Here is a 19,878-nt window from a genome sequence, read left to right on the forward strand (position 1 = left end):
CGGTTTGCGTCTGGCAAAACTTATGAGAATCAACGAGAGGGTTCACCATGTCCGTAATTAAGATGACCGATCTGGATCTTGCTGGCAAACGCGTTTTAATTCGCGCCGATCTCAACGTACCAGTGAAAGAAGGGAAAGTGACGTCAGATGCACGTATTCGTGCTTCACTGCCAACTATCGAAGCGGCGTTGAAACAGGGCGCCAAAGTGATGGTTACCTCTCACCTGGGTCGTCCGACCGAAGGTGAATACAACGAAGAATTCTCACTGCTGCCAGTAGTGAACTACCTGAAAGAGAAACTGAACGGTACTCAGGTTACCCTGGCGAAAGACTACCTCGACGGCGTCGATATCGGCGCGGGCGAACTGGTCGTACTGGAAAACGTTCGCTTCAATAAAGGCGAAAAGAAAGACGACGAAGCGCTGTCTAAGAAATACGCTGCGCTGTGCGACGTCTTTGTTATGGATGCTTTTGGTACCGCGCACCGCGCCCAGGCATCCACGCATGGCGTTGGCAAATTTGCCCCTGTCGCCTGTGCTGGCCCGCTGCTGTCAGCTGAGCTGGAAGCGCTGGGTAAAGTGATGAAGAACCCTGAGCGCCCGCTGGTGGCTGTGGTCGGTGGTTCTAAGGTTTCAACCAAATTTGACGTGCTGCAGTCGCTGGTGAAGATTGCCGATACCGTGATTGTTGGCGGCGGCATCGCCAACACCTTTGTCGCTATCGACAACAACGTGGGCAAATCGCTGTATGAGCCAGACTTCGTTGACGCGGCCAAAGGCCTGCGCGATCAGTACGGCATTCCTGTTCCAACCGATTCACGTGTTGGCACGGAATTCTCTGAAACTGCCCCGGCAACCGTGAAAAAGGTTTCGGAAGTCGCAGATAACGAAGAGATTATGGACTTCGGTGATGAAACCGCTCAGGCCATGGCGACCATCCTGAAGAATGCCAAAACCATTCTGTGGAACGGCCCGGTGGGCGTGTTTGAATTCCCGAACTTCCGCAAAGGCACCGAGATTGTGGCTAACGCCATTGCAGACAGCGAAGCATTCTCAGTGGCGGGCGGCGGTGATACGCTGGCGGCTATCGACCTGTTCGGTATCGAAGACAAAATCTCCTACATCTCTACCGGCGGCGGTGCCTTCCTGGAGTTCGTGGAAGGCAAAAAACTGCCTGCCGTAGCCATGCTGGAAGAGCGTGCGAAGCAGTAATCCTTTGGGGGCGGTGCCCTACGGCATCGCCTGAAAACTCGCCCGAAACCGGGCGTTTAAATCGCTGTCCCCGTATCGGGGATAACCGGTCACGAAACAGGACACAATCATGTCTAAAATTTTTGATTTCGTAAAACCCGGCGTTGTCACTGGTGATGACGTTCAGAAGATCTTCAAAGTAGCGAAAGAGAACAAGTTCGCTCTGCCTGCGGTCAACTGCGTCGGCACCGACTCCATTAACGCTGTACTGGAAGCCGCGGCGAAAGTAAAAGCGCCGGTTATCGTACAGTTCTCCAACGGTGGTGCTGCATTCATCGCCGGTAAAGGTTTTAAAACAGACAAGCCACAGGGCGCAGCGATTTTCGGTGCCATCTCTGGCGCACACCACGTGCATCTGATGGCTGAGCAGTACGGCGTGCCGGTTATCCTGCATACCGACCACTGCGCCAAGAAACTGCTGCCGTGGATCGACGGTCTGCTGGACGCGGGCGAAGAGCACTTCAAGAAAACCGGTAAGCCGCTGTTCTCTTCTCACATGATCGACCTGTCCGAAGAGTCACTGGAAGAAAACATCGAAATCAGCAGCAAATACCTGGCGCGCATGGCGAAAATCGACATGACCCTGGAAATCGAGCTGGGCTGCACCGGTGGTGAAGAAGATGGCGTAGATAACAGCCATATGGATGCTTCAGCGCTTTACACTCAGCCAGAAGACGTAAACTACGCGTACGAAAAACTGAATGCGATCAGCCCGCGCTTCACCATTGCGGCCTCTTTCGGTAACGTGCACGGCGTTTACAAGCCAGGCAACGTTAAACTGACCCCAACCATTCTGCGTGATTCACAGAAATATGTCTGTGAAAAACACGGTCTGCCGCACAACGCGCTGGATTTCGTATTCCACGGTGGTTCAGGTTCATCTGCTGCAGAAATCGAAGAGTCTATCAGCTACGGCGTGATCAAGATGAATATCGATACCGATACTCAATGGGCAACCTGGGACGGCATCCTGCAGTACTACAAAAAGAACGAAGGCTATCTTCAGGCGCAGCTGGGTAACCCAGAAGGCGCAGACAAGCCTAACAAGAAATACTATGACCCACGTGTATGGCTGCGCTCTGCCCAGGCATCCATGGTGGTGCGTCTGGAGCAGGCGTTCAAAGAACTCAACGCCGTTGACGTTCTGTAAGCATCACGCTGCTGGCGTCTGAGTTCGAGAGAACGGCAGACGAACGACTCAGTCCCGATCGTCCGATCGGGACTTTTTTTTATCCTTTCTGCTCACGCTCAGTTTCATTTCTTTTTGTCGGGCGACACATTCTGACGTGCTGTCACAACCTCACTGCAGCGCGCGCTGTATCCTGTGTGTGGCTTAACAGGTGAGGGCAATCGTATGGCCGTCAAACGCATTGTGGCGAATATTCGGGCCGGAAATATGGAAGAAGCAGAACGCTTCTACGGTGACATTCTCGATCTGAAACTGGCGATGGATCACGGATGGATCATGACCTGGGCCGCGGATAACACGATGGTGCCGCAGGTCAGTATTGCGCGGGAAGGCGGCGCCGGCACAGCTGTTCCGGATTTATCCATTGAGGTTGATAATCTTGATGAGGTGTATCAACGCGTTGTCGCTGCGAGGCTGCCGGTCGACTATGCGCTTACAGAAGAAGCGTGGGGCGTGCGTCGTTTTTATGTCCGTGATCCGTTTGGCAGGCTGATTAATATACTCAGCCATGTGCCCTGAACAAACATCGTGCGCGGATCCTGGCGTGCTGATGCGTAAGTGTGCAAAACCGCCTTCCCGTATCACTCAGTTTGGCGTCTGGCTAAATAATTGATTACCCTTAGCCATTGGGTGTCGGATTACATCTGGCAGTTTTTTGTCTTTCCCCACAGGGGAACTATCGACAGGGCTTACAAATGGAAGACTTGAATGTTGTTAATGGCATTAACAGTGCCGGTGGCTGGCTGGTACACAACCAGGCGCTGATTCTGAGTTATGCCGTCAATATCGTCGCGGCAATTGCCATTATCATTGTCGGCATGATCATTGCCAGGGTGATTTCTAACACGGTTAATCGCCTGCTGCTCGCGCGCCATATTGACGCCACCGTAGCCGATTTCCTTTCCGCCCTGGTGCGCTATGGCGTTATCGCCTTCACGGTCATTGCTGCGCTGGGTCGTGTCGGCGTGCAGACGGCATCGGTTATCGCCGTGCTGGGTGCCGCCGGTCTGGCAGTAGGTTTAGCCCTGCAAGGCTCGCTCTCCAATCTGGCGGCTGGCGTCCTCCTGGTCACCTTCCGTCCTTTCCGCACCGGTGAGTTTGTCGATTTGGGCGGCGTAATGGGCACCGTGCTCAATGTGCAAATTTTCTCGACCACCCTGAAATCTGCCGATGGCAAAATCGTTGTGGTGCCAAATGGTAAAATCATCAGTGGCAATATCATCAACTTCTCGCGCGAACCAGTGCGCCGGAATGAATTCATTATCGGCGTTGCCTACGAAGCCGATGTGGATGAGGTGATTGCCCTGTTGCGCGGCGTCGTTGAGGCCGATCAGCGCGTACTGAAAGAACGTGGCATCCAGATTGGCCTGAATGAATTAGGGGCGTCATCGCTTAACTTCGTGGTGCGTTGCTGGAGTAACAGCAGCGATCTGCAGGACGTTTACTGGGACTTACTGAAAAACTTTAAACGTGCGCTGGACAGCAAAGGTATTGGCATCCCTTATCCACAAATGGATGTGCACCTGCACCAGGTTCAACAACCTGAAAGCGAGACGACCGCAACGCAGTAATGTTAATGGGCGGCAGCGGTCGCCCATTAATTTTGTTAATAGCAGATTAATTTTTTCAATTTCCGCTAATCAGACTCGCTCTTTATAATCCCTGCATCTCACCGATGTAAGGAATGTCATCCAGTGTTAACCATTTACTTTCAAGGGCTTGCTCTTGGGGCGGCGCTTATCCTGCCGTTAGGCCCACAAAACGCCTTCGTGCTGAACCAGGGGGTAAAGCGCCAGTATCATTTGATGACTGCGGCGCTTTGTGCGTTAAGCGATATCGCATTGATCTGTGCGGGCATTTTTGGCGGCAGTGCGCTCCTGAATCAGTCTCCCTTACTGCTGATGCTGATTACTTGTGCCGGGGTTGCCTTTTTGCTCTGGTTCGGTTGGGGAGCCTTACGCACGGCACTTAGCCGTAACATTGAACTGGCATCGGCTAGCCACGCAACGCAGAGCAGAAAACGAATTATCGCGACGATGTTGGCAGTGACCTGGCTGAATCCGCATGTTTATCTTGATACCTTTGTTGTGCTGGGAAGCCTGGGCGGGCAGTTACCCGGAACGGTTGCGCGACAATGGTTTGCGCTGGGGACCATCAGCGCCTCGGTGCTGTGGTTTTTCGGTCTGGCGCTGCTGGCGGCCTGGCTTGCGCCTCTACTGCAAACGGCGCGCGCTCAACGCATCATTAACCTGCTGGTCGGTGCGGTCATGTGGTTTATTGCGTTTCAGCTTGCCCGGCAGGTCATCACGGGATTTTGAGTAAAAGCTATACGAAAACGGGTTATTGAGGCCAGTCTGCCGAACTTTTGCCATAATCTTCACTCCAAACAACGCGTAATATGATGCGCTTGTGGGCTTCATGTACTGGGAGCCATCGAACTGACCTTTTCAAGGAGGACTTTCATGAAACTGAAAGCATTGGCGCTTGCCGCGATGATGAGTGCAGGGGCATTGCCTTTGAGCGTACAGGCTGACGAACTGCCGAACGGACCCCATGTTGTTACGTCAGGTAAGGCAACTGTAGATGCCCGCCCGGATATCGCGACGCTGTCAATTGTGGTGAATGTCTCATCGAAAGATGCCGCAGAGGCAAAAAAGCAGGTCGATAGCCGCGTAGCGCAATATTTTGATTTCCTGCAAAAAAACGGTATTGAGAAAAAGGATATCGAAGCCGCGAATCTGACGACGCAGCCAGAATATGATTACACCAAAGACGGTAAGTCACAGCTCAAAGGCTACCGTGCGGTGCGTCAGGTTCAGGTCACCGTACGTCAGCTGGACAAACTTAACGATCTGCTTGATGGGGCGCTGAAGTCAGGTCTGAATGAAGTGCGTAGCGTTGAACTGGGCGTCGCTAATCCTGAAAGCTACAAGCAGCAGGCACGTCAGGCCGCAATCAAAAATGCGACCCAACAGGCGGCTGAACTGGCTGAAGGTTTTAATGCCAAACTGGGCCCGATCTACAGCATTCGTTATCAGGTGGCAAACTATCAGCCAATGCCAATGAACCGCATGTTTAAAGCCGCGGCTGTGGCAGATACTTCTGCACAGGAAACCTACGATCAGCAAAGCATCAACTTTGATGACCAGGTGGATGTGGTTTTTGAGATGAAACCAAATACGGCACAGTAAGCCTTTATTGGTATTGTGGTTAAGCCATCAGGGGCAATTTTTGCCAGGCGGTCCTCGCGCCGCTGACGCGGTTCCTTCACATCGCTCATCAACCTGACGGACCGGCGCAGACGGCACATCCCTGTGCCGGCTGCGCCTTTTACCCGCATCCTTGCGGGTAAATCCTGGTTGATTCCCTCTGCTCAGCGCTGCGTATTGCCTTCTAAAAAATGCCCCTGACGGCCATTAACGCCGTGCCGCTTTCACAAGTGCACCTTCTCACCGCAACGCCCAAATTTTGCTGCGGCAAAGGGCGATTATTCCGCCGTATCCTGACGTAGCACCCGATGGCCATGCGCAATCAGCGCATCCGTTACCCGACGCATCAGGCGGCTTTCAGGTGCAAAGCGGTGCCAGTACAGCATCCGACGTTGATACAGCCCCGGCGTGAGATCGATTAGCTCGCCACTCGCCAGTTCGCGTTCAATCTGCAGATGAGGGATCATACAGCAGGTCGAGCCCTGCCGGGCCATCTGCACAAACGCTTCAGACGAGTTGACGATGTGGCAGGGAACGCTACCCGGTGATAAATCAAAATTCTGCTGCAAAAAGGCCTGATGCATATCATCCAGGTGATCAAATGCCACGGCTGGCGCTTTAAGCAGGGCGGAACGCGTTACACCATTGGGGAAAAAGCGCTCTGCAAAATCCTTTGACGCCACAAACAAATAATCCAGCGCACCCAGTTGATCCACCAGACAGCTGGGTAGCGGCTGCGGTTGAATACTGACTGCGCCAACCACTTCGCCTCGTCTCAGACGCTCTTGAGTGCGGGTTTCATCCTCAACCTGAAGGTTCAGGCGCACAGGCGAATCGGCCAGTACGTCTTTTAATGCCGGTAACAGCCACGTTGCCAGACTGTCGGCGTTGACCGCCAGCGACAGCAGTAGCGGCGTGGTGCCGCTGTTCTCATCGCCCAGCCACTCTTCCTCCAGTAACTCAACCTGGTGCAGAAGTGCGAGCAGCTTTTGCCCCTGTTCAGTGGGACGAGGCGGTACCGTACGAACTAATAACGGCTGACCAAACAGATTTTCCAACTGTTTAATGCGTTGCGAGACGGCAGACTGCGTAATGCAAAGTTTTTGTGCGGCACGTTCAAATCCGCGTTCACGTATCACTGCGTCCAGCGCCTGAAGCGTTCTGTAGTCCGGGCGTTTCATTATTTTTCTCTCTCCTTCAGGATGGACGTTACTATGCCACAAATATTCCAACGGAAATGTCAGCGATATTTTTGTGGGCTGGCTTCCAAAGCATTAAATCCGCCCAATGCATCCGAGCATTTTCAGCAAGCCTTGCTTTATACTACGCGCATTTCCTTATCGCACAGGTTCTAAACATATCATGACCCAGGATGAACTGAAAAAAGCTGTTGGTTGGGCCGCACTGGATTATGTGCAGCCCGGTACTGTCGTTGGCGTCGGTACGGGTTCTACGGCCGCTCACTTTATTGATGCGCTCGGCAGCATTAAACATCAGATTGAGGGGGCCGTATCCAGTTCCGAAGCGTCGACGCAAAAGCTAAAAAGCCTGGGCATTCAGGTGTTTGATTTGAACGAGATTGATGATCTGGCCATTTATGTCGACGGTGCCGATGAAATTAACCCACAAATGCAGATGATCAAAGGGGGCGGTGCTGCCTTAACTCGCGAGAAAATCGTCGCGGCGGTCGCCAAAAAGTTTATCTGTATCGCCGACGCATCCAAAGAAGTGGACGTGCTTGGACGCTTCCCGTTGCCGGTTGAAGTTATCCCGATGGCGCGAAGCTATGTCGCGCGTGAACTGGTGAAGCTGGGCGGTTTGCCGGAATATCGTCAGAATGTGGTGACCGACAACGGTAATATCATTCTTGATGTGCACAACCTGCGTATTCTCGATCCCATCGAGCTGGAAAAAACGATTAATGCCCTGCCTGGCGTTGTCACCGTGGGGCTGTTCGCCACGCGTGGCGCAGATGTCGCATTGATTGGCGGACCTGACGGTGTCAAAACCCTCAAAAAATAAAGCACCGGGCGCACAACAGGGCGCCCGCTTTTTTTGATTTAAAAAAACTTTTCTCACCAGGCTGAAATTTGGTGACTTATGTCACATAACCGTCATCGGCAGCGGGTTCGTTCTTCTTGATGCGGCCAACCCACGATTTTGTCTGGCAAAGTACGTCCTCTGAGCCCTGCCATGCTGGCGGTCAGGCAATCGTTTGTATTGCCGCAGGCGATTTTTTTGATATTTTGACAGACGGCTGACTGCGTTCAGTCCTCGTTGAATTCTGAATAGGGTTGGGAAATGGCAAAGGTATCACTGGAAAAAGACAAAATTAAGTTCCTGCTGGTGGAAGGTGTCCATCAGAGCGCGCTGGAAAATCTTCGTGCTGCAGGTTACACCAATATTGAATTCCACAAAGGCGCACTGGATGCCGAGGCGTTAAAAGCTTCCGCTCGCGATGCGCATTTTATCGGTATCCGTTCCCGTTCCCAACTGACCGAAGAGATTTTTGCCGCTGCAGAAAAACTGGTAGCGGTGGGCTGTTTCTGTATCGGAACGAATCAGGTTGATTTAAATGCCGCAGCGAAACGCGGTATCCCGGTTTTTAACGCACCTTTCTCAAATACGCGCTCTGTGGCCGAGCTAGTTATTGGCGAGATGCTGCTGATGCTGCGCGGTGTTCCGGAAGCGAATGCCAAAGCGCACCGTGGTATCTGGAATAAAATCGCCAAAGGCTCTTTTGAAGCGCGCGGTAAAAAGCTGGGTATCATTGGCTATGGCCATATCGGTATGCAACTGGGCGTGCTGGCAGAAAGTCTGGGCATGCACGTTTACTTCTATGACATCGAAAACAAGCTGCCGTTGGGCAACGCATCACAGGTTCGTAGCCTGACGCAGCTGCTAAATATGAGTGACGTTGTCAGCCTGCATGTCCCGGAAACCGCCTCTACGCAAAATATGATTTCTGCCAATGAGCTGGCGCAGATGAAGCCTGGCGGCCTGCTGATAAACGCCTCACGCGGCACCGTGGTAGATATTCCTGCACTGTGCGAAGCGCTGGCCAGCAAGCAGGTTGGTGGCGCTGCGATTGATGTGTTCCCTGTAGAGCCGGCGACCAACAGCGATCCGTTTGTTTCCCCACTGAGCGAATTCGACAACGTTATCCTGACGCCGCACATCGGGGGATCGACGGAAGAAGCGCAGGAGAATATCGGGATTGAAGTCGCGGGCAAGCTGGCGAAATATTCGGATAACGGTTCAACGCTGTCCGCCGTCAATTTCCCGGAAGTGTCATTGCCGATGCACGGCATTAGCGCCAGTCGTCTGCTGCATATTCACGAAAACCGTCCGGGCGTTCTCACCGCGATCAACCAGATTTTCGCTGAACAAGGCATCAACATTGCCGCTCAGTACCTGCAAACCTCTCCGATGATGGGTTATGTGGTCATCGACATTGATGCTGAGCACGAACTGGCAGAGAAAGCTCTGCAGCTGATGAAGGCGATTCCGGGAACGATTCGCGCCCGCCTGCTTTATTGATCCCACGCTGTCACCTACCCGGGCACACAAGCATGCCCGGGTTTATTCATCCCATAGCCACAGTTTTGATGGCGTCAGCACGGCCGGCAAAGGAATGTCCCACGCCGCTGTAGGCAGCGCGTCAACCCGCTGACAGTCATGAGCGATACCCACCGGTAAAAACCCATGCTGTTTCCAGTTCTGTAAGGTGCGATCGTAGAAGCCGCCCCCCATTCCTAAACGCTGTCCGGCGCGATCAAACGCCACCAGCGGTACCATCATTACGTCCAGTTCATCCAGCGTGATCAGATGGCGGATATCCAGCGGGGGTTCGGGAATGCGCAGTTTATTTTGGATTAACTGTGTTTCTGGCGTATAGCGCAGAAAAAGCAGATGGCCCGCTGCGAAGGGGTGCAGAACCGGCAGGTAAACCCGTTTGTTTTGCTGCCACAGCCTGGCGATAAGCGGTCGTGTATTGATTTCGCCATCAACAGACAAAAACAGTGCCACGTTGTTGGCATCGGCCAGTGGTGCAAAGTTGATCGCATGTTGGGCGAGTTGTTCGGCTGCCGCATGTTGCTGCTCAGCGCTCAGAGCGCGACGTAGGTGGCGAACGTGCTGACGGATGTCCTGACGCAGTACTAAAGAGGGTGCTGACATGGTGTCCCCCAGACAAAGTCGCTTAAGCGACGCATTATATCATGCCTGGTGGGAGGTAATGCAGTACGACCAGAAAGGAGATCTCCGAGATGCCGCCGTAGGCTGTAACCCTTGAACCCTTGGTTCAAGGTGAACATGCCGTCGCAACCATCAGGCTTCTCGGACGGACCGAGCATGCTCACAGGTTGCGGAGCGTCACATTCTGTTGGTATGAAATATCGGCTCAGGGGACTGGCCCACTTGCAAACATCTCAGAGAAAATTGACTTCACCGTTAGTGTAGCACACTGACCATGAAGTGTTATTCGAACTTCGCATCCTGGCGGTCGGTTATGCGACCTTGCTCAACTAAAGCCTGTTCAATGGTCTGCTGTAACATACGGATTCGTTGTTCCATGTTAGCAGCATAGTCACGCGTCTTACCTTTCTCTTGTGCCAGTTCATGGCAAATGTTTAACGCGGCAATGAACACCAGTTGCTCTGTATTTGTGACTCTAGTGCGAACTTTTAAATCTTGCAACCGTTGATTGAGATCTTCTGCTGCCGCGTTCAGCGCATCTTGCTGTTCAGGCGGACAATTCACTCTCAAAGAACGACCAAAAATTTGTAAATCTACCGGTTGTGCAGACATGCCACCTTCCTGACTGATTACCTGGCTCGCCATTCCCCTTAGCCTTCAATGGCCTGGGAGGCGGGCAACTATATAGACCTGAGAAATAAGATACAACCCCTTTTCTGGAAACCTTGAGGCAGCTAGTGGTAGCATACCACGAACTCTTACAGCCAACGACGATGAAAAATGATGTCTTCACAGAACGCAACCCCCGATTACAACGCGCTGGCGGCGGCGCTCTCACAGCATGGCGTGGGCATGACGCCTGCGGAAATGCACGGCTTACTCAGCGGCATCTTATGTGGCGGTAACGCGGATAACAGTTGGAAAACGCTGGTCCACGATCTTGCGAACGAAGGCATGGCTTTTTCGCAGACGCTGTCCCTGCCACTGCAGTCTTTGCATGAAAGCATTGCGACTGCGCTAGAGGACGATGGCTTCCTTTTTCAACTGATGCTGCCCGCCGATGATGACATTACGGTGTTTGATCGCGCTGATGCACTGGCGGGCTGGGTAAACCATTTTTTACTTGGTCTGGGCGTAACTCAGCCTAAACTGGATAAGGTCACCGGTGAAACGGGCGAGGCCATTGACGATCTGCGCACGATTGCTCAGTTGGGCTACGACGAAGACGAAGATCAGGAAGAATTAGAGCAGTCGCTGGAAGAGGTGATTGAGTACGTTCGTGTTGCAGCACTACTTTGCCACGACACTTTCACTCGTCCGCAACCGACTGCGCCAGAAGTACAAAAGCCAACGCTACACTAAGCCAGCTATCTGAGTTTAACAGGGAGTGCAGACATGATTTCACTGGAAAATTTTCAGCAGCGCCGTCAGGCGCTGCTGGCGAAAATGGTTCCGGGCAGCGCAGCGTTAATTTTTGCCGCGCCTGAAGTAACGCGCAGTAATGATAGCGAATATCCGTTTCGTCAGAACAGCGACTTCTGGTACTTCACGGGGTTCAACGAGCCTCAGGCGTTACTGGTGCTGATTAAAAGTGATGAGAACCACAATCACAGTGTGCTGTTTAATCGTGTTCGCGACCTGACTGCAGAAATCTGGTTTGGCCGCCGTCTGGGACAGGATGCGGCGCCCGCTAAGCTCGGCGTGGATCGGGCCCTGCCCTGGAACGATATTGGTGAACAACTCCACCTGCTGCTGAACGGCCTGGATGAGGTTTACCACGCGCAGGGCCAATATGCTGAAGCCGATAAACTGGTGTTCGGTGCGCTGGATAAACTGCGGCAGGGTTTTCGCCAGAATCTCAGCGCGCCTGCCAGCCTGACAGACTGGCGTCCCTGGGTGCATGAGATGCGCCTGTTCAAAAGTCCGGAAGAGATTGCCATTCTGCGCCGTGCGGGTGAGATCAGTGCGCTGGCGCATACGCGCGCAATGCAGGCCTGCCGTCCGGGACTGTACGAATATCATCTGGAAGGGGAAATTCATCATGAATTTAACCGCCACGGTGCGCGATTCCCGTCTTACAACACGATTGTGGGTTCCGGCGAAAACGGCTGCATTCTGCACTACACCGAAAACGAGTGTGAGATGCAGGACGGTGATCTGGTGCTTATCGATGCCGGATGTGAATGGCAGGGCTATGCGGGTGACATTACCCGGACGTTCCCGGTTAACGGTAAATTCACTCAGCCGCAGCGGGCGGTGTACAACATCGTACTCAAATCACTGGAAACGGCACTGTCCCGATTCCGCCCTGGCGTTAGCATCCGCGAGGTTAATGATGACGTCGTGCGCATTATGGTCACTGGACTGGTTGAGTTGGGGATAATGCAGGGCGAGGTAGATACGCTGATCGCTGAAGATGCCCATCGTAAATTCTTTATGCATGGTCTGGGCCACTGGTTGGGTCTGGATGTCCACGATGTGGGGCACTACGGCACACCAAGCCGCGATCGTATCCTGGAGCCGGGCATGGTTATCACCGTCGAACCGGGGTTGTATATCGCGCCCGATGCTGACGTCCCTGTGGAATACCGCGGTATCGGCATCCGCATCGAGGATGACATTGTGATTACCGAAACCGGTATTGAGAACCTCACCGACAGCGTCGTGAAAGATCCTGATGCAATTGAAGCGCTGATGGCGGCGGCACGCGCGTTATGACCATTCTTATCGCCGGTGGAGGAATGACTGGCGCCACACTGGCGCTGGCCATCGCGCACCTGACACAGGGTAAACTGCCCGTGACGCTGATTGAAAGCAGCGAGCCTGGCAGCCGTGCGCATCCAGGCTATGACGGCCGGGCGATTGCGCTGTCTGCCGGAACCTGCCAGCAGCTTGCTGATATCAATCTCTGGCAGCGGATTTCCCCCTGTGCCACACCGATTACCACTATTCACGTATCTGATCGCGGCCATGCCGGTTTCGTGTCACTCGCCGCCAGCGATTATGCGATTCCCGCGCTGGGGCAGGTGGTTGAATTATTCGACGTAGGGCAAAGCCTGTTCACACAGTTAAAACAGGCACCCGGCGTCACACTGCGCTGTCCCGCGCGCGTCACTCAGGTGGCCCGAACCCAGGAAAGCGTGCGGGTCACGCTTGATAATGATGAACAGCTGGAAGGCGACGTGCTGGTAGCCGCTGATGGCACCCGTTCAGCCGTTGCGGCCGCCTGCGGCATGCAGTGGCACACCGATCCCTATCAGCAGTTAGCGCTTATTGCCAACGTCACCAGTGAACTTCCCCATCAGGGCCGGGCTTTTGAACGCTTTACCGAGTTTGGCCCGTTGGCGCTGTTGCCAATGTCAGATAATCGCCTCTCGCTGGTGTGGTGCCATCCGCTGGATCAGCGCCCGCAGGTCGAAAGCTGGAGTGACGAGGCGTTTCTCAGCCAGCTTCAGCGCGCGTTTGGCTGGCGACTGGGCAAATTTATCCATACCGGTAAGCGTGACGTTTATCCGTTAGCGCTGCAGCAGGCCGATTCGGTGGTTTCCCATCGCGTCGTTACGGTTGGTAACGCGGCACAGACGCTGCATCCTATTGCCGGTCAGGGGTTCAATCTTGGCCTGCGTGACGTGATGTCGCTTGCAGAAACCCTGGCAACCGCGCACCGACAGCAGCAGGATCCCGGCAGCTATGCGGTCCTGCAACATTACCGCCAACGTCGCCAGCAGGATCGGGCCATTACCGTGGGCATCACTGATGGCCTGGTGCGTATGTTTGCCAACCGCCATGCGCCGCTGGTCGTCGGGCGCAACCTTGGCCTGCTGGCAATGGATCACCTGCCATGGCTGAGAAATCTTCTGGCCGAGCGTACGCTCGGCTGGGTTAAGCGTTAACTGAGAGGCACTGATGCAAACTTACGATGTAGTGGTCGCCGGTGGCGGTATGGTGGGTCTGGCAGTAGCCTGCGGTCTGCAAGGGAGCGGATTACGCATTGCCGTGCTGGAGCAGTCTGCCGGGCCGCAATTTGATGCAGGCGCATCGCCGTCCGTACGCGTATCCGCAATTAACGCGGCCAGTGAACGTCTTTTGCAGAAGCTGGACGTCTGGTCAACGATTCTGTCGCTCCGTGCCAGCCCTTATCAGGCAATGGAGGTCTGGGATCGCGACAGCTTCGGTGCGATCGCATTTGACGGTGAGCAGCAGGGCCTGACGCATCTTGGGCACATCATCGAAAACCCTGTGATCCACAGCGCCTTATGGCAGCGCGCCAGCCAGTGCAGTGATGTTACGCTGCTGCCTGCTTCCCAACTGCAGCAGGTGGCCTTTGGCGATAATGAAGCCTTTATTACGCTGCAGGATGGCAGCATGATGAGTGCGCGGCTAATGGTGGCGGCGGACGGGGCCAACTCCTGGTTGCGTAACAAAGCCGATATTCCCCTGACGTTCTGGGATTACGATCATCATGCGCTGGTCGGGAATATTCGCACGGCGCTGCCACACGACGGCGTAGCGCGCCAGGTTTTTCACGGCGATGGCATTCTGGCTTTCCTGCCGATGCAGGATCCCCATCTTTGTTCTATCGTCTGGTCTCTTTCTCCTCAGGAAGCCAGCCGTCTCGAAACCATGCCGGAGGCGCTGTTTAATCAACAACTGTCGGTCGCGTTCGATATGCGCCTGGGGCTGTGCCAGCTGGAAGGCGAGCGAAAGTGTTTCCCGCTTACGGCACGCTATGCACGTAACTTTGCCGCTCACCGGCTGGCGCTGGTGGGCGATGCGGCACATACCATTCATCCGCTTGCAGGACAGGGCGTCAACCTGGGTTTCATGGATGCTGCTGAGCTGATTGGCGAAATCCGCCGCCTGCACCAGCAGGGCAAAGATATCGGCGAGCACCTTTATCTGCGCCGCTACGAGCGCAGTCGCAAACACAGCGCTGCCATGATGCTTGCCGGAATGCAGTGTTTTCGTGAACTGTTTGCAGGCAATCATCCAGCCAAAAAGCTGTTTCGCGATCTGGGCCTGAAACTGGCTGATAACCTGCCGGGCGTGAAGCCGGTAATGCTGCGTCAGGCCATGGGCCTGAACGATATGCCAGCATGGCTGCGGTAACGCCGCTCACCCGCAAAAAGCCAGCATAATTGCTGGCTTTTTTTATGCTCACCCTCCGCTGCACCGTAAAAATGCAGGGCTGCACTCTGACTGCGCATCGTTTGATTTATTCTAATTTTGCGTGAAGTTTCGCATTACTTTTTTTTATCCATAGCTGTTTTCGACCCGCTATTTTTTTAACATCCTGCTGGACTACGCGCATAAATTTGCTGTGAATAAATCACTATGGCGTATTTATTGCGTGGTTAATCACAAAATTATAGTTTTTTATCCTGATTAACCCGGGGCCTGGTTAGGCTGTGCCACGTCTTTCGACCTCGCTTTGCTTATGGTTAATCGCCTGATTCGGTGGTAACGTCAAGGCAAAGAGAACGTTTGCGTCGGCTACATGGCGCGTGGTTTCAAACTCACTCGTTTCTGCACAGGATAGTTATGACTCAGCACACACCTTTGTTTGAACAGCACCAGGCAAATGGCGCGCGGATGGTGGATTTCCACGGTTGGATGATGCCGTTGCACTATGGCTCTCAGATGGATGAGCATCATGCCGTGCGCAGCGACGCGGGCATGTTCGATGTTTCGCACATGACCATTGTGGATTTAAAAGGTGAGCGCACGCGCGAGTTTTTGCGCTTCCTGCTGGCAAACGACGTCGCCAAACTGACTCAGCCGGGCAAAGCCCTGTATACCGGCATGCTGAATGCTTCCGCTGGCGTAATTGACGATTTAATTGTTTATTTTATGGACGAGACGTTTTTTCGTCTGGTGGTCAACTCCGCGACGCGTGAAAAAGATCTGGCCTGGATCGGCGAGCATGCACAGGGTTACGGCGTCGCGTTAACAGAACGTGACGATCTCGCACTCATTGCTGTACAGGGCCCGCAGGCACACCAAAAAGCCCAAACCTTATTCAGTGACGCACAGCGCCAGGCTGTACAGGGCATGAAGCCATTCTTCGGCGTGCAGGCCGGTGAACTGTTCATTGCCACAACCGGTTATACCGGCGAAGCGGGCTATGAAATTGCGCTGCCTGCCGCCGATGCTGTCGGATTCTGGCAGCGTTTGTTGAGTGCGGGCGTCAAACCCGCCGGGCTGGGCGCACGCGACACCTTGCGTCTGGAAGCGGGTATGAATCTTTACGGTCAGGAAATGGACGAGAGCGTATCGCCGCTGGCGGCCAATATGGGCTGGACCATTAGCTGGGAACCTGGCGACCGCCACTTTATCGGACGTGAAGCGCTGGAAAGCCAGCGAGAAAAGGGCACTGAAAAACTGGTTGGGCTGATCCTCACGGAAAAAGGCGTTCTGCGTAACGGGTTGCCGGTGCGTTTTACCGATCAGCAGGGTCAGTTGCAGCAGGGGGTGATCACCAGCGGTTCCTTCTCACCGACGTTGGGTTACAGCATTGCACTGGCCCGCGTGCCGGCAGGGATTGGGGAAAACGCGATTGTTGAGATCCGTAACCGTGAAATGCCTGTGAAAGTCACTAAACCAATTTTCGTTCGCGCCGGAAAACCGGTTGCGCAGTAAAACATAATTACAGGAGAAAGGGCGATGAGCAATGTGCCAGTGGAGTTGAAGTACCGCGACAGTCACGAATGGCTGCGCAAAAACGCGGACGGTACCTATACCGTTGGTATCACCGAACATGCGCAGGAGTTGCTCGGCGATATGGTGTTTGTTGACCTGCCTGAGGTCGGTGCCACTTTCTCTGCCGGAGAAGAGTGCGCAGTTGCGGAATCGGTCAAAGCCGCTTCAGACATTTACGCGCCCATCAGCGGTGAAATCGTTGCCGTCAACGACGCCCTTAACGATTCCCCTGAACAGGTTAACAGCGAGCCTTATGACGGCGGCTGGTTATTCCAGATTAAGGCCAGCGATGAGTCAGAAATCGACTCGCTGCTGGATGCGGATGCTTATAAAGCCTCCATTGACGAGTAATCGTCGTGCGGCCTCAAACTGAGGCCGCAGATATCTGACTTGCATTCTCTGTTCCCCAGCCCGATTCAGGATTTACAGCTCATGACTCAGACTCTCAGCCAGCTTGAACACAACGGTGCCTTCATTGAGCGCCATATTGGTCCGTCGCCAGAACAACAGGCCGTCATGCTGGAGGCGATCGGTGCCAGCTCTCTGGCGTCGTTGATTGGTTCTATCGTTCCCGCCGACATTCAGTTGCCAGGCCCGCCAGCGGTGGGCGATGCCGCAACTGAACAACAGGCGCTGGCTGAGTTGAAGGCCATTGCCGGGCAAAACCTGCTTTATAAATCCTGGATCGGCATGGGATACAGCGCGGTGATTACGCCGCCGGTGATTTTGCGAAATATGCTGGAGAACCCCGGCTGGTACACGGCGTATACGCCGTATCAGCCAGAAGTGTCGCAGGGACGGCTTGAAGCCCTGCTTAACTTCCAGCAGGTTACGATCGATTTGACCGGCATGGACATTGCCTCCGCTTCTCTGCTGGATGAAGCGACCGCCGCCGCAGAAGCAATGGCGATGTCAAAACGCATCAGCAAACTGAAAAACGCGACCCGGTTCTTTATCGCTGACGATATTCATCCGCAAACGCTGGACGTCGTGCGTACCCGTGCCGAAACCTTTGGCTTTGAACTGATTATCGACAGCCCGGCCAAAGCACTGGATCACGACAACCTGTTTGGTGTGCTGCTACAGCAGGTGGGCACCACGGGAGAAGTACACGACTACACCCACCTGATTAGCGAGCTGAAAGCACGCAAGGTGGTTGTCAGCGTCGCTGCCGACTTTATGGCGCTGGTGCTGCTGACATCTCCGGGCAAACAAGGCGCGGATATCGTGTTCGGTTCGGCCCAACGCTTTGGTGTGCCAATGGGTTATGGTGGCCCGCATGCTGCCTTCTTCGCCAGCCGCGACGAACATAAGCGTTCAATGCCTGGCCGCATTATCGGCGTTTCCCGCGATGCCGCAGGCAACACCGCCTTGCGCATGGCGATGCAAACCCGTGAGCAGCATATCCGTCGCGAAAAAGCGAACTCCAATATCTGTACTTCTCAGGTGCTGCTGGCCAATATCGCCGGGCTGTATGCCGTGTTCCACGGGCCGGTCGGGCTGAAACGTATTGCGTCGCGTATCCACCGCTTTACCGATATTCTGGCTGCCGGACTGCAGCGTGGCGGGCTTAAACTGCGTCATAGCCATTGGTTTGACACACTAACGGTAGAGGTTGCGGATAAAGCGGGTGTACTCAACCGTGCGCTGAGCTTCGGTGTGAACCTGCGTAGCGACATTCTCAATGCAGTCGGTATCACGCTGGATGAAACCACGCGCCGTGAAGACATTGCTACGCTGTTCGCTATTTTGCTGGGGGATGAGCACGGTCAGGATATCGATCGGCTCGACAGCCTGGTTACGGCCGACAACCCGTCCATTCCGGCCGCGCAGCAGCGTGAAAGCGAGATTCTGACGCATCCGGTTTTTAACCGTCATCACAGCGAAACTGAGATGATGCGCTATATGCACAGCCTGGAGAAAAAAGATCTGGCGCTGAATCAGGCCATGATTCCGTTGGGTTCCTGCACCATGAAACTCAATGCCGCCGCCGAGATGATCCCCATCACCTGGCCTGAATTTGCCGAACTGCATCCGTTCTGCCCGGCTGAACAGGCTGGCGGCTACCTGCAAATGATTGGGCAGCTTTCACAGTGGCTGGTTCAACTGACCGGTTACGATGCACTCTGCATGCAGCCTAACTCGGGTGCGCAGGGTGAATATGCCGGTCTGTTAGCGATTCGTCGTTATCACGAAAGCCGCGGTGAGGGTGAACGGCATCTCTGCCTGATCCCCAGCTCGGCGCACGGTACTAATCCGGCTTCGGCTCAGATGGCGGGCATGGATGTCGTGGTGGTCGCCTGTGACAAGCAGGGCAACATCGATCTGGGCGACCTGCGTGAAAAAGCGGCTCAGGCTGGCGATAAGCTGTCATGCATTATGGTGACCTATCCGTCTACCCACGGCGTTTACGAGGAAACTATTCGCGAGGTGTGCCAGATTGTGCATCAGTTCGGCGGCCAGGTTTATCTTGATGGCGCCAACATGAACGCGCAGGTAGGCATTACCACGCCGGGCTACATCGGCGCAGACGTTTCGCACCTTAACCTACATAAAACCTTCTGCATCCCGCACGGCGGAGGTGGGCCGGGAATGGGACCGATCGGCGTAAAAGCCCATCTGGCCCCGTTTGTGCCGGGCCACAGCGTTGTTCAAATTGACGGCATGCTGACGCAGCAGGGCGCAGTTTCCGCTGCGCCATTTGGCAGCGCATCTATTTTGCCTATCAGCTGGATGTATATCCGTATGATGGGGGCAGAAGGGTTGAAGCAGGCCAGTTCGGTCGCGATCCTTAACGCTAACTATATTGCCAGTCGGCTAAAATCGGCCTATCCCATCCTGTATGCAGGGCGCGACGGCCGCGTAGCGCACGAATGTATTCTTGATATTCGTCCGTTAAAAGAGCAAACCGGTATCAGTGAACTGGATATCGCGAAACGCCTCATCGACTACGGTTTCCATGCGCCCACCATGTCGTTCCCGGTCGCCGGAACACTCATGGTCGAACCGACAGAATCAGAAGGCAAAATTGAACTGGACCGCTTTATTGATGCCATGCTGGCGATTCGCATGGAAATCGGCCGGGTGGAAACGGGTGAGTGGTCACTTGAGGATAACCCGCTGGTTAACGCGCCTCATACACAAATGGAAGTCATCGGAGAATGGTCTCATTCCTACAGTCGTGAACTGGCCGTGTTCCCTGCAGGCAGCCACAATAAATACTGGCCAACGGTGAAGCGCCTTGACGATGTCTTTGGCGATCGTAACCTGTTCTGTTCGTGTGTCCCGATGAGCGATTATGCGTAAGTCAGCTTAACGCGTTTAGTTATGAGGG

The 19,878-nt window shown here is 54.3% G+C and carries 18 protein-coding genes and 1 other RNA gene; 15 read left to right on the forward strand and 4 right to left on the reverse strand.

What is annotated here, in order from left to right:
• Positions 1 to 47 precede the first annotated feature (47 nt).
• From pgk to NXS97_RS17140, 6 genes are all read left to right on the forward strand, one after another.
• Positions 48 to 1,211, forward strand: a complete 1,164-nt coding sequence (pgk, locus tag NXS97_RS17115) for a phosphoglycerate kinase (RefSeq protein ID WP_013027075.1) — start codon at positions 48 to 50, stop codon at positions 1,209 to 1,211.
• A 109-nt stretch (positions 1,212 to 1,320) separates the two neighbouring features.
• Positions 1,321 to 2,400 carry a class II fructose-bisphosphate aldolase gene (fbaA, locus tag NXS97_RS17120; protein ID WP_013027074.1) on the forward strand — a complete coding sequence of 360 codons (1,080 nt, stop codon included), beginning with the start codon at positions 1,321 to 1,323 and terminating at the stop codon, positions 2,398 to 2,400.
• A gap of 204 nt (positions 2,401 to 2,604) precedes the next feature.
• Entirely contained in the window at positions 2,605 to 2,958 is a 354-nt protein-coding gene (locus NXS97_RS17125; RefSeq protein ID WP_015699585.1) for a VOC family protein, read from the forward strand.
• A gap of 176 nt (positions 2,959 to 3,134) precedes the next feature.
• Positions 3,135 to 4,010: a small-conductance mechanosensitive channel MscS gene (mscS, locus tag NXS97_RS17130; protein WP_014594505.1), complete on the forward strand. Its 876-nt coding sequence runs from the start codon at positions 3,135 to 3,137 to the stop codon at positions 4,008 to 4,010.
• A 123-nt stretch (positions 4,011 to 4,133) separates the two neighbouring features.
• Complete coding sequence (argO, locus tag NXS97_RS17135) at positions 4,134 to 4,757, forward strand: arginine exporter ArgO (RefSeq protein ID WP_116220041.1); 624 nt, start codon at positions 4,134 to 4,136, stop codon at positions 4,755 to 4,757.
• 144 nt (positions 4,758 to 4,901) lie between these two features.
• Positions 4,902 to 5,630 carry an oxidative stress defense protein gene (locus tag NXS97_RS17140; protein WP_013027070.1) on the forward strand — a complete coding sequence of 243 codons (729 nt, stop codon included), beginning with the start codon at positions 4,902 to 4,904 and terminating at the stop codon, positions 5,628 to 5,630.
• Positions 5,631 to 5,926: 296 nt separating this feature from the next.
• On the opposite strand, the gene NXS97_RS17145 is transcribed toward NXS97_RS17140, so the two are convergent.
• Positions 5,927 to 6,829: a LysR family transcriptional regulator ArgP gene (locus NXS97_RS17145; RefSeq protein ID WP_014594503.1), complete on the reverse strand. Its 903-nt coding sequence runs from the start codon at positions 6,827 to 6,829 to the stop codon at positions 5,927 to 5,929.
• A gap of 181 nt (positions 6,830 to 7,010) precedes the next feature.
• Here NXS97_RS17145 and rpiA point away from each other — a divergent pair, with 181 nt between their 5' ends.
• Together rpiA and serA are read left to right on the forward strand one after the other, a co-directional pair.
• Positions 7,011 to 7,670 carry a ribose-5-phosphate isomerase RpiA gene (rpiA, locus tag NXS97_RS17150; RefSeq protein WP_014605122.1) on the forward strand — a complete coding sequence of 220 codons (660 nt, stop codon included), beginning with the start codon at positions 7,011 to 7,013 and terminating at the stop codon, positions 7,668 to 7,670.
• 279 nt (positions 7,671 to 7,949) lie between these two features.
• Positions 7,950 to 9,188, forward strand: a complete 1,239-nt coding sequence (serA, locus tag NXS97_RS17155; RefSeq protein ID WP_013027067.1) for a phosphoglycerate dehydrogenase — start codon at positions 7,950 to 7,952, stop codon at positions 9,186 to 9,188.
• A 42-nt stretch (positions 9,189 to 9,230) separates the two neighbouring features.
• Here the strand turns inward: serA and NXS97_RS17160 are convergent, their stop codons facing one another.
• The 3 genes from NXS97_RS17160 to zapA form a co-directional block, all read right to left on the reverse strand.
• A complete protein-coding gene (locus NXS97_RS17160) occupies positions 9,231 to 9,827 on the reverse strand; it encodes a 5-formyltetrahydrofolate cyclo-ligase (RefSeq protein WP_013027066.1) in 597 nt (198 codons plus the stop codon).
• Between the two features lie 77 nt (positions 9,828 to 9,904).
• Positions 9,905 to 10,088: non-coding RNA, 6S RNA (ssrS, locus tag NXS97_RS17165), on the reverse strand.
• 39 nt (positions 10,089 to 10,127) lie between these two features.
• Positions 10,128 to 10,457, reverse strand: coding sequence for a cell division protein ZapA (gene zapA / locus NXS97_RS17170; RefSeq protein ID WP_015699590.1), 330 nt, complete (start codon positions 10,455 to 10,457; stop codon positions 10,128 to 10,130).
• Between the two features lie 171 nt (positions 10,458 to 10,628).
• Between zapA and NXS97_RS17175 the strand changes: the two genes are divergently transcribed.
• The 7 genes from NXS97_RS17175 (at position 10,629) to gcvP (ending at position 19,850) form a co-directional block, all read left to right on the forward strand.
• The gene (locus tag NXS97_RS17175) at positions 10,629 to 11,207 is read left to right on the forward strand and encodes a YecA family protein (RefSeq protein ID WP_024471434.1); all 579 of its coding nucleotides are present in this window, start codon (positions 10,629 to 10,631) and stop codon (positions 11,205 to 11,207) included.
• A gap of 33 nt (positions 11,208 to 11,240) precedes the next feature.
• Positions 11,241 to 12,563 (forward strand): Xaa-Pro aminopeptidase, encoded by a 1,323-nt coding sequence (gene pepP / locus NXS97_RS17180; RefSeq protein WP_014605123.1) that lies wholly within the window; start codon positions 11,241 to 11,243, stop codon positions 12,561 to 12,563.
• Positions 12,560 to 13,738 carry a 2-octaprenyl-6-methoxyphenyl hydroxylase gene (gene ubiH / locus NXS97_RS17185; protein ID WP_112900418.1) on the forward strand — a complete coding sequence of 393 codons (1,179 nt, stop codon included), beginning with the start codon at positions 12,560 to 12,562 and terminating at the stop codon, positions 13,736 to 13,738. The genes pepP and ubiH overlap by 4 nt, the downstream gene beginning before the upstream one ends.
• A 13-nt stretch (positions 13,739 to 13,751) precedes the next feature.
• A complete protein-coding gene (gene ubiI, locus NXS97_RS17190; RefSeq protein WP_112900417.1) occupies positions 13,752 to 14,954 on the forward strand; it encodes an FAD-dependent 2-octaprenylphenol hydroxylase in 1,203 nt (400 codons plus the stop codon).
• Positions 14,955 to 15,386: 432 nt separating this feature from the next.
• The gene (gene gcvT, locus NXS97_RS17195; RefSeq protein ID WP_112900416.1) at positions 15,387 to 16,484 is read left to right on the forward strand and encodes a glycine cleavage system aminomethyltransferase GcvT; all 1,098 of its coding nucleotides are present in this window, start codon (positions 15,387 to 15,389) and stop codon (positions 16,482 to 16,484) included.
• A gap of 24 nt (positions 16,485 to 16,508) precedes the next feature.
• Complete coding sequence (gcvH, locus tag NXS97_RS17200) at positions 16,509 to 16,895, forward strand: glycine cleavage system protein GcvH (RefSeq protein WP_014594498.1); 387 nt, start codon at positions 16,509 to 16,511, stop codon at positions 16,893 to 16,895.
• A gap of 81 nt (positions 16,896 to 16,976) precedes the next feature.
• Positions 16,977 to 19,850, forward strand: a complete 2,874-nt coding sequence (gene gcvP / locus NXS97_RS17205; RefSeq protein ID WP_078829022.1) for an aminomethyl-transferring glycine dehydrogenase — start codon at positions 16,977 to 16,979, stop codon at positions 19,848 to 19,850.
• Positions 19,851 to 19,878 lie beyond the last annotated feature (28 nt).

Origin of the sequence: Pantoea sp. B623 (genome assembly GCF_024814475.1) — a bacterium.
Classification (GTDB): domain Bacteria; phylum Pseudomonadota; class Gammaproteobacteria; order Enterobacterales; family Enterobacteriaceae; genus Pantoea; species Pantoea ananatis.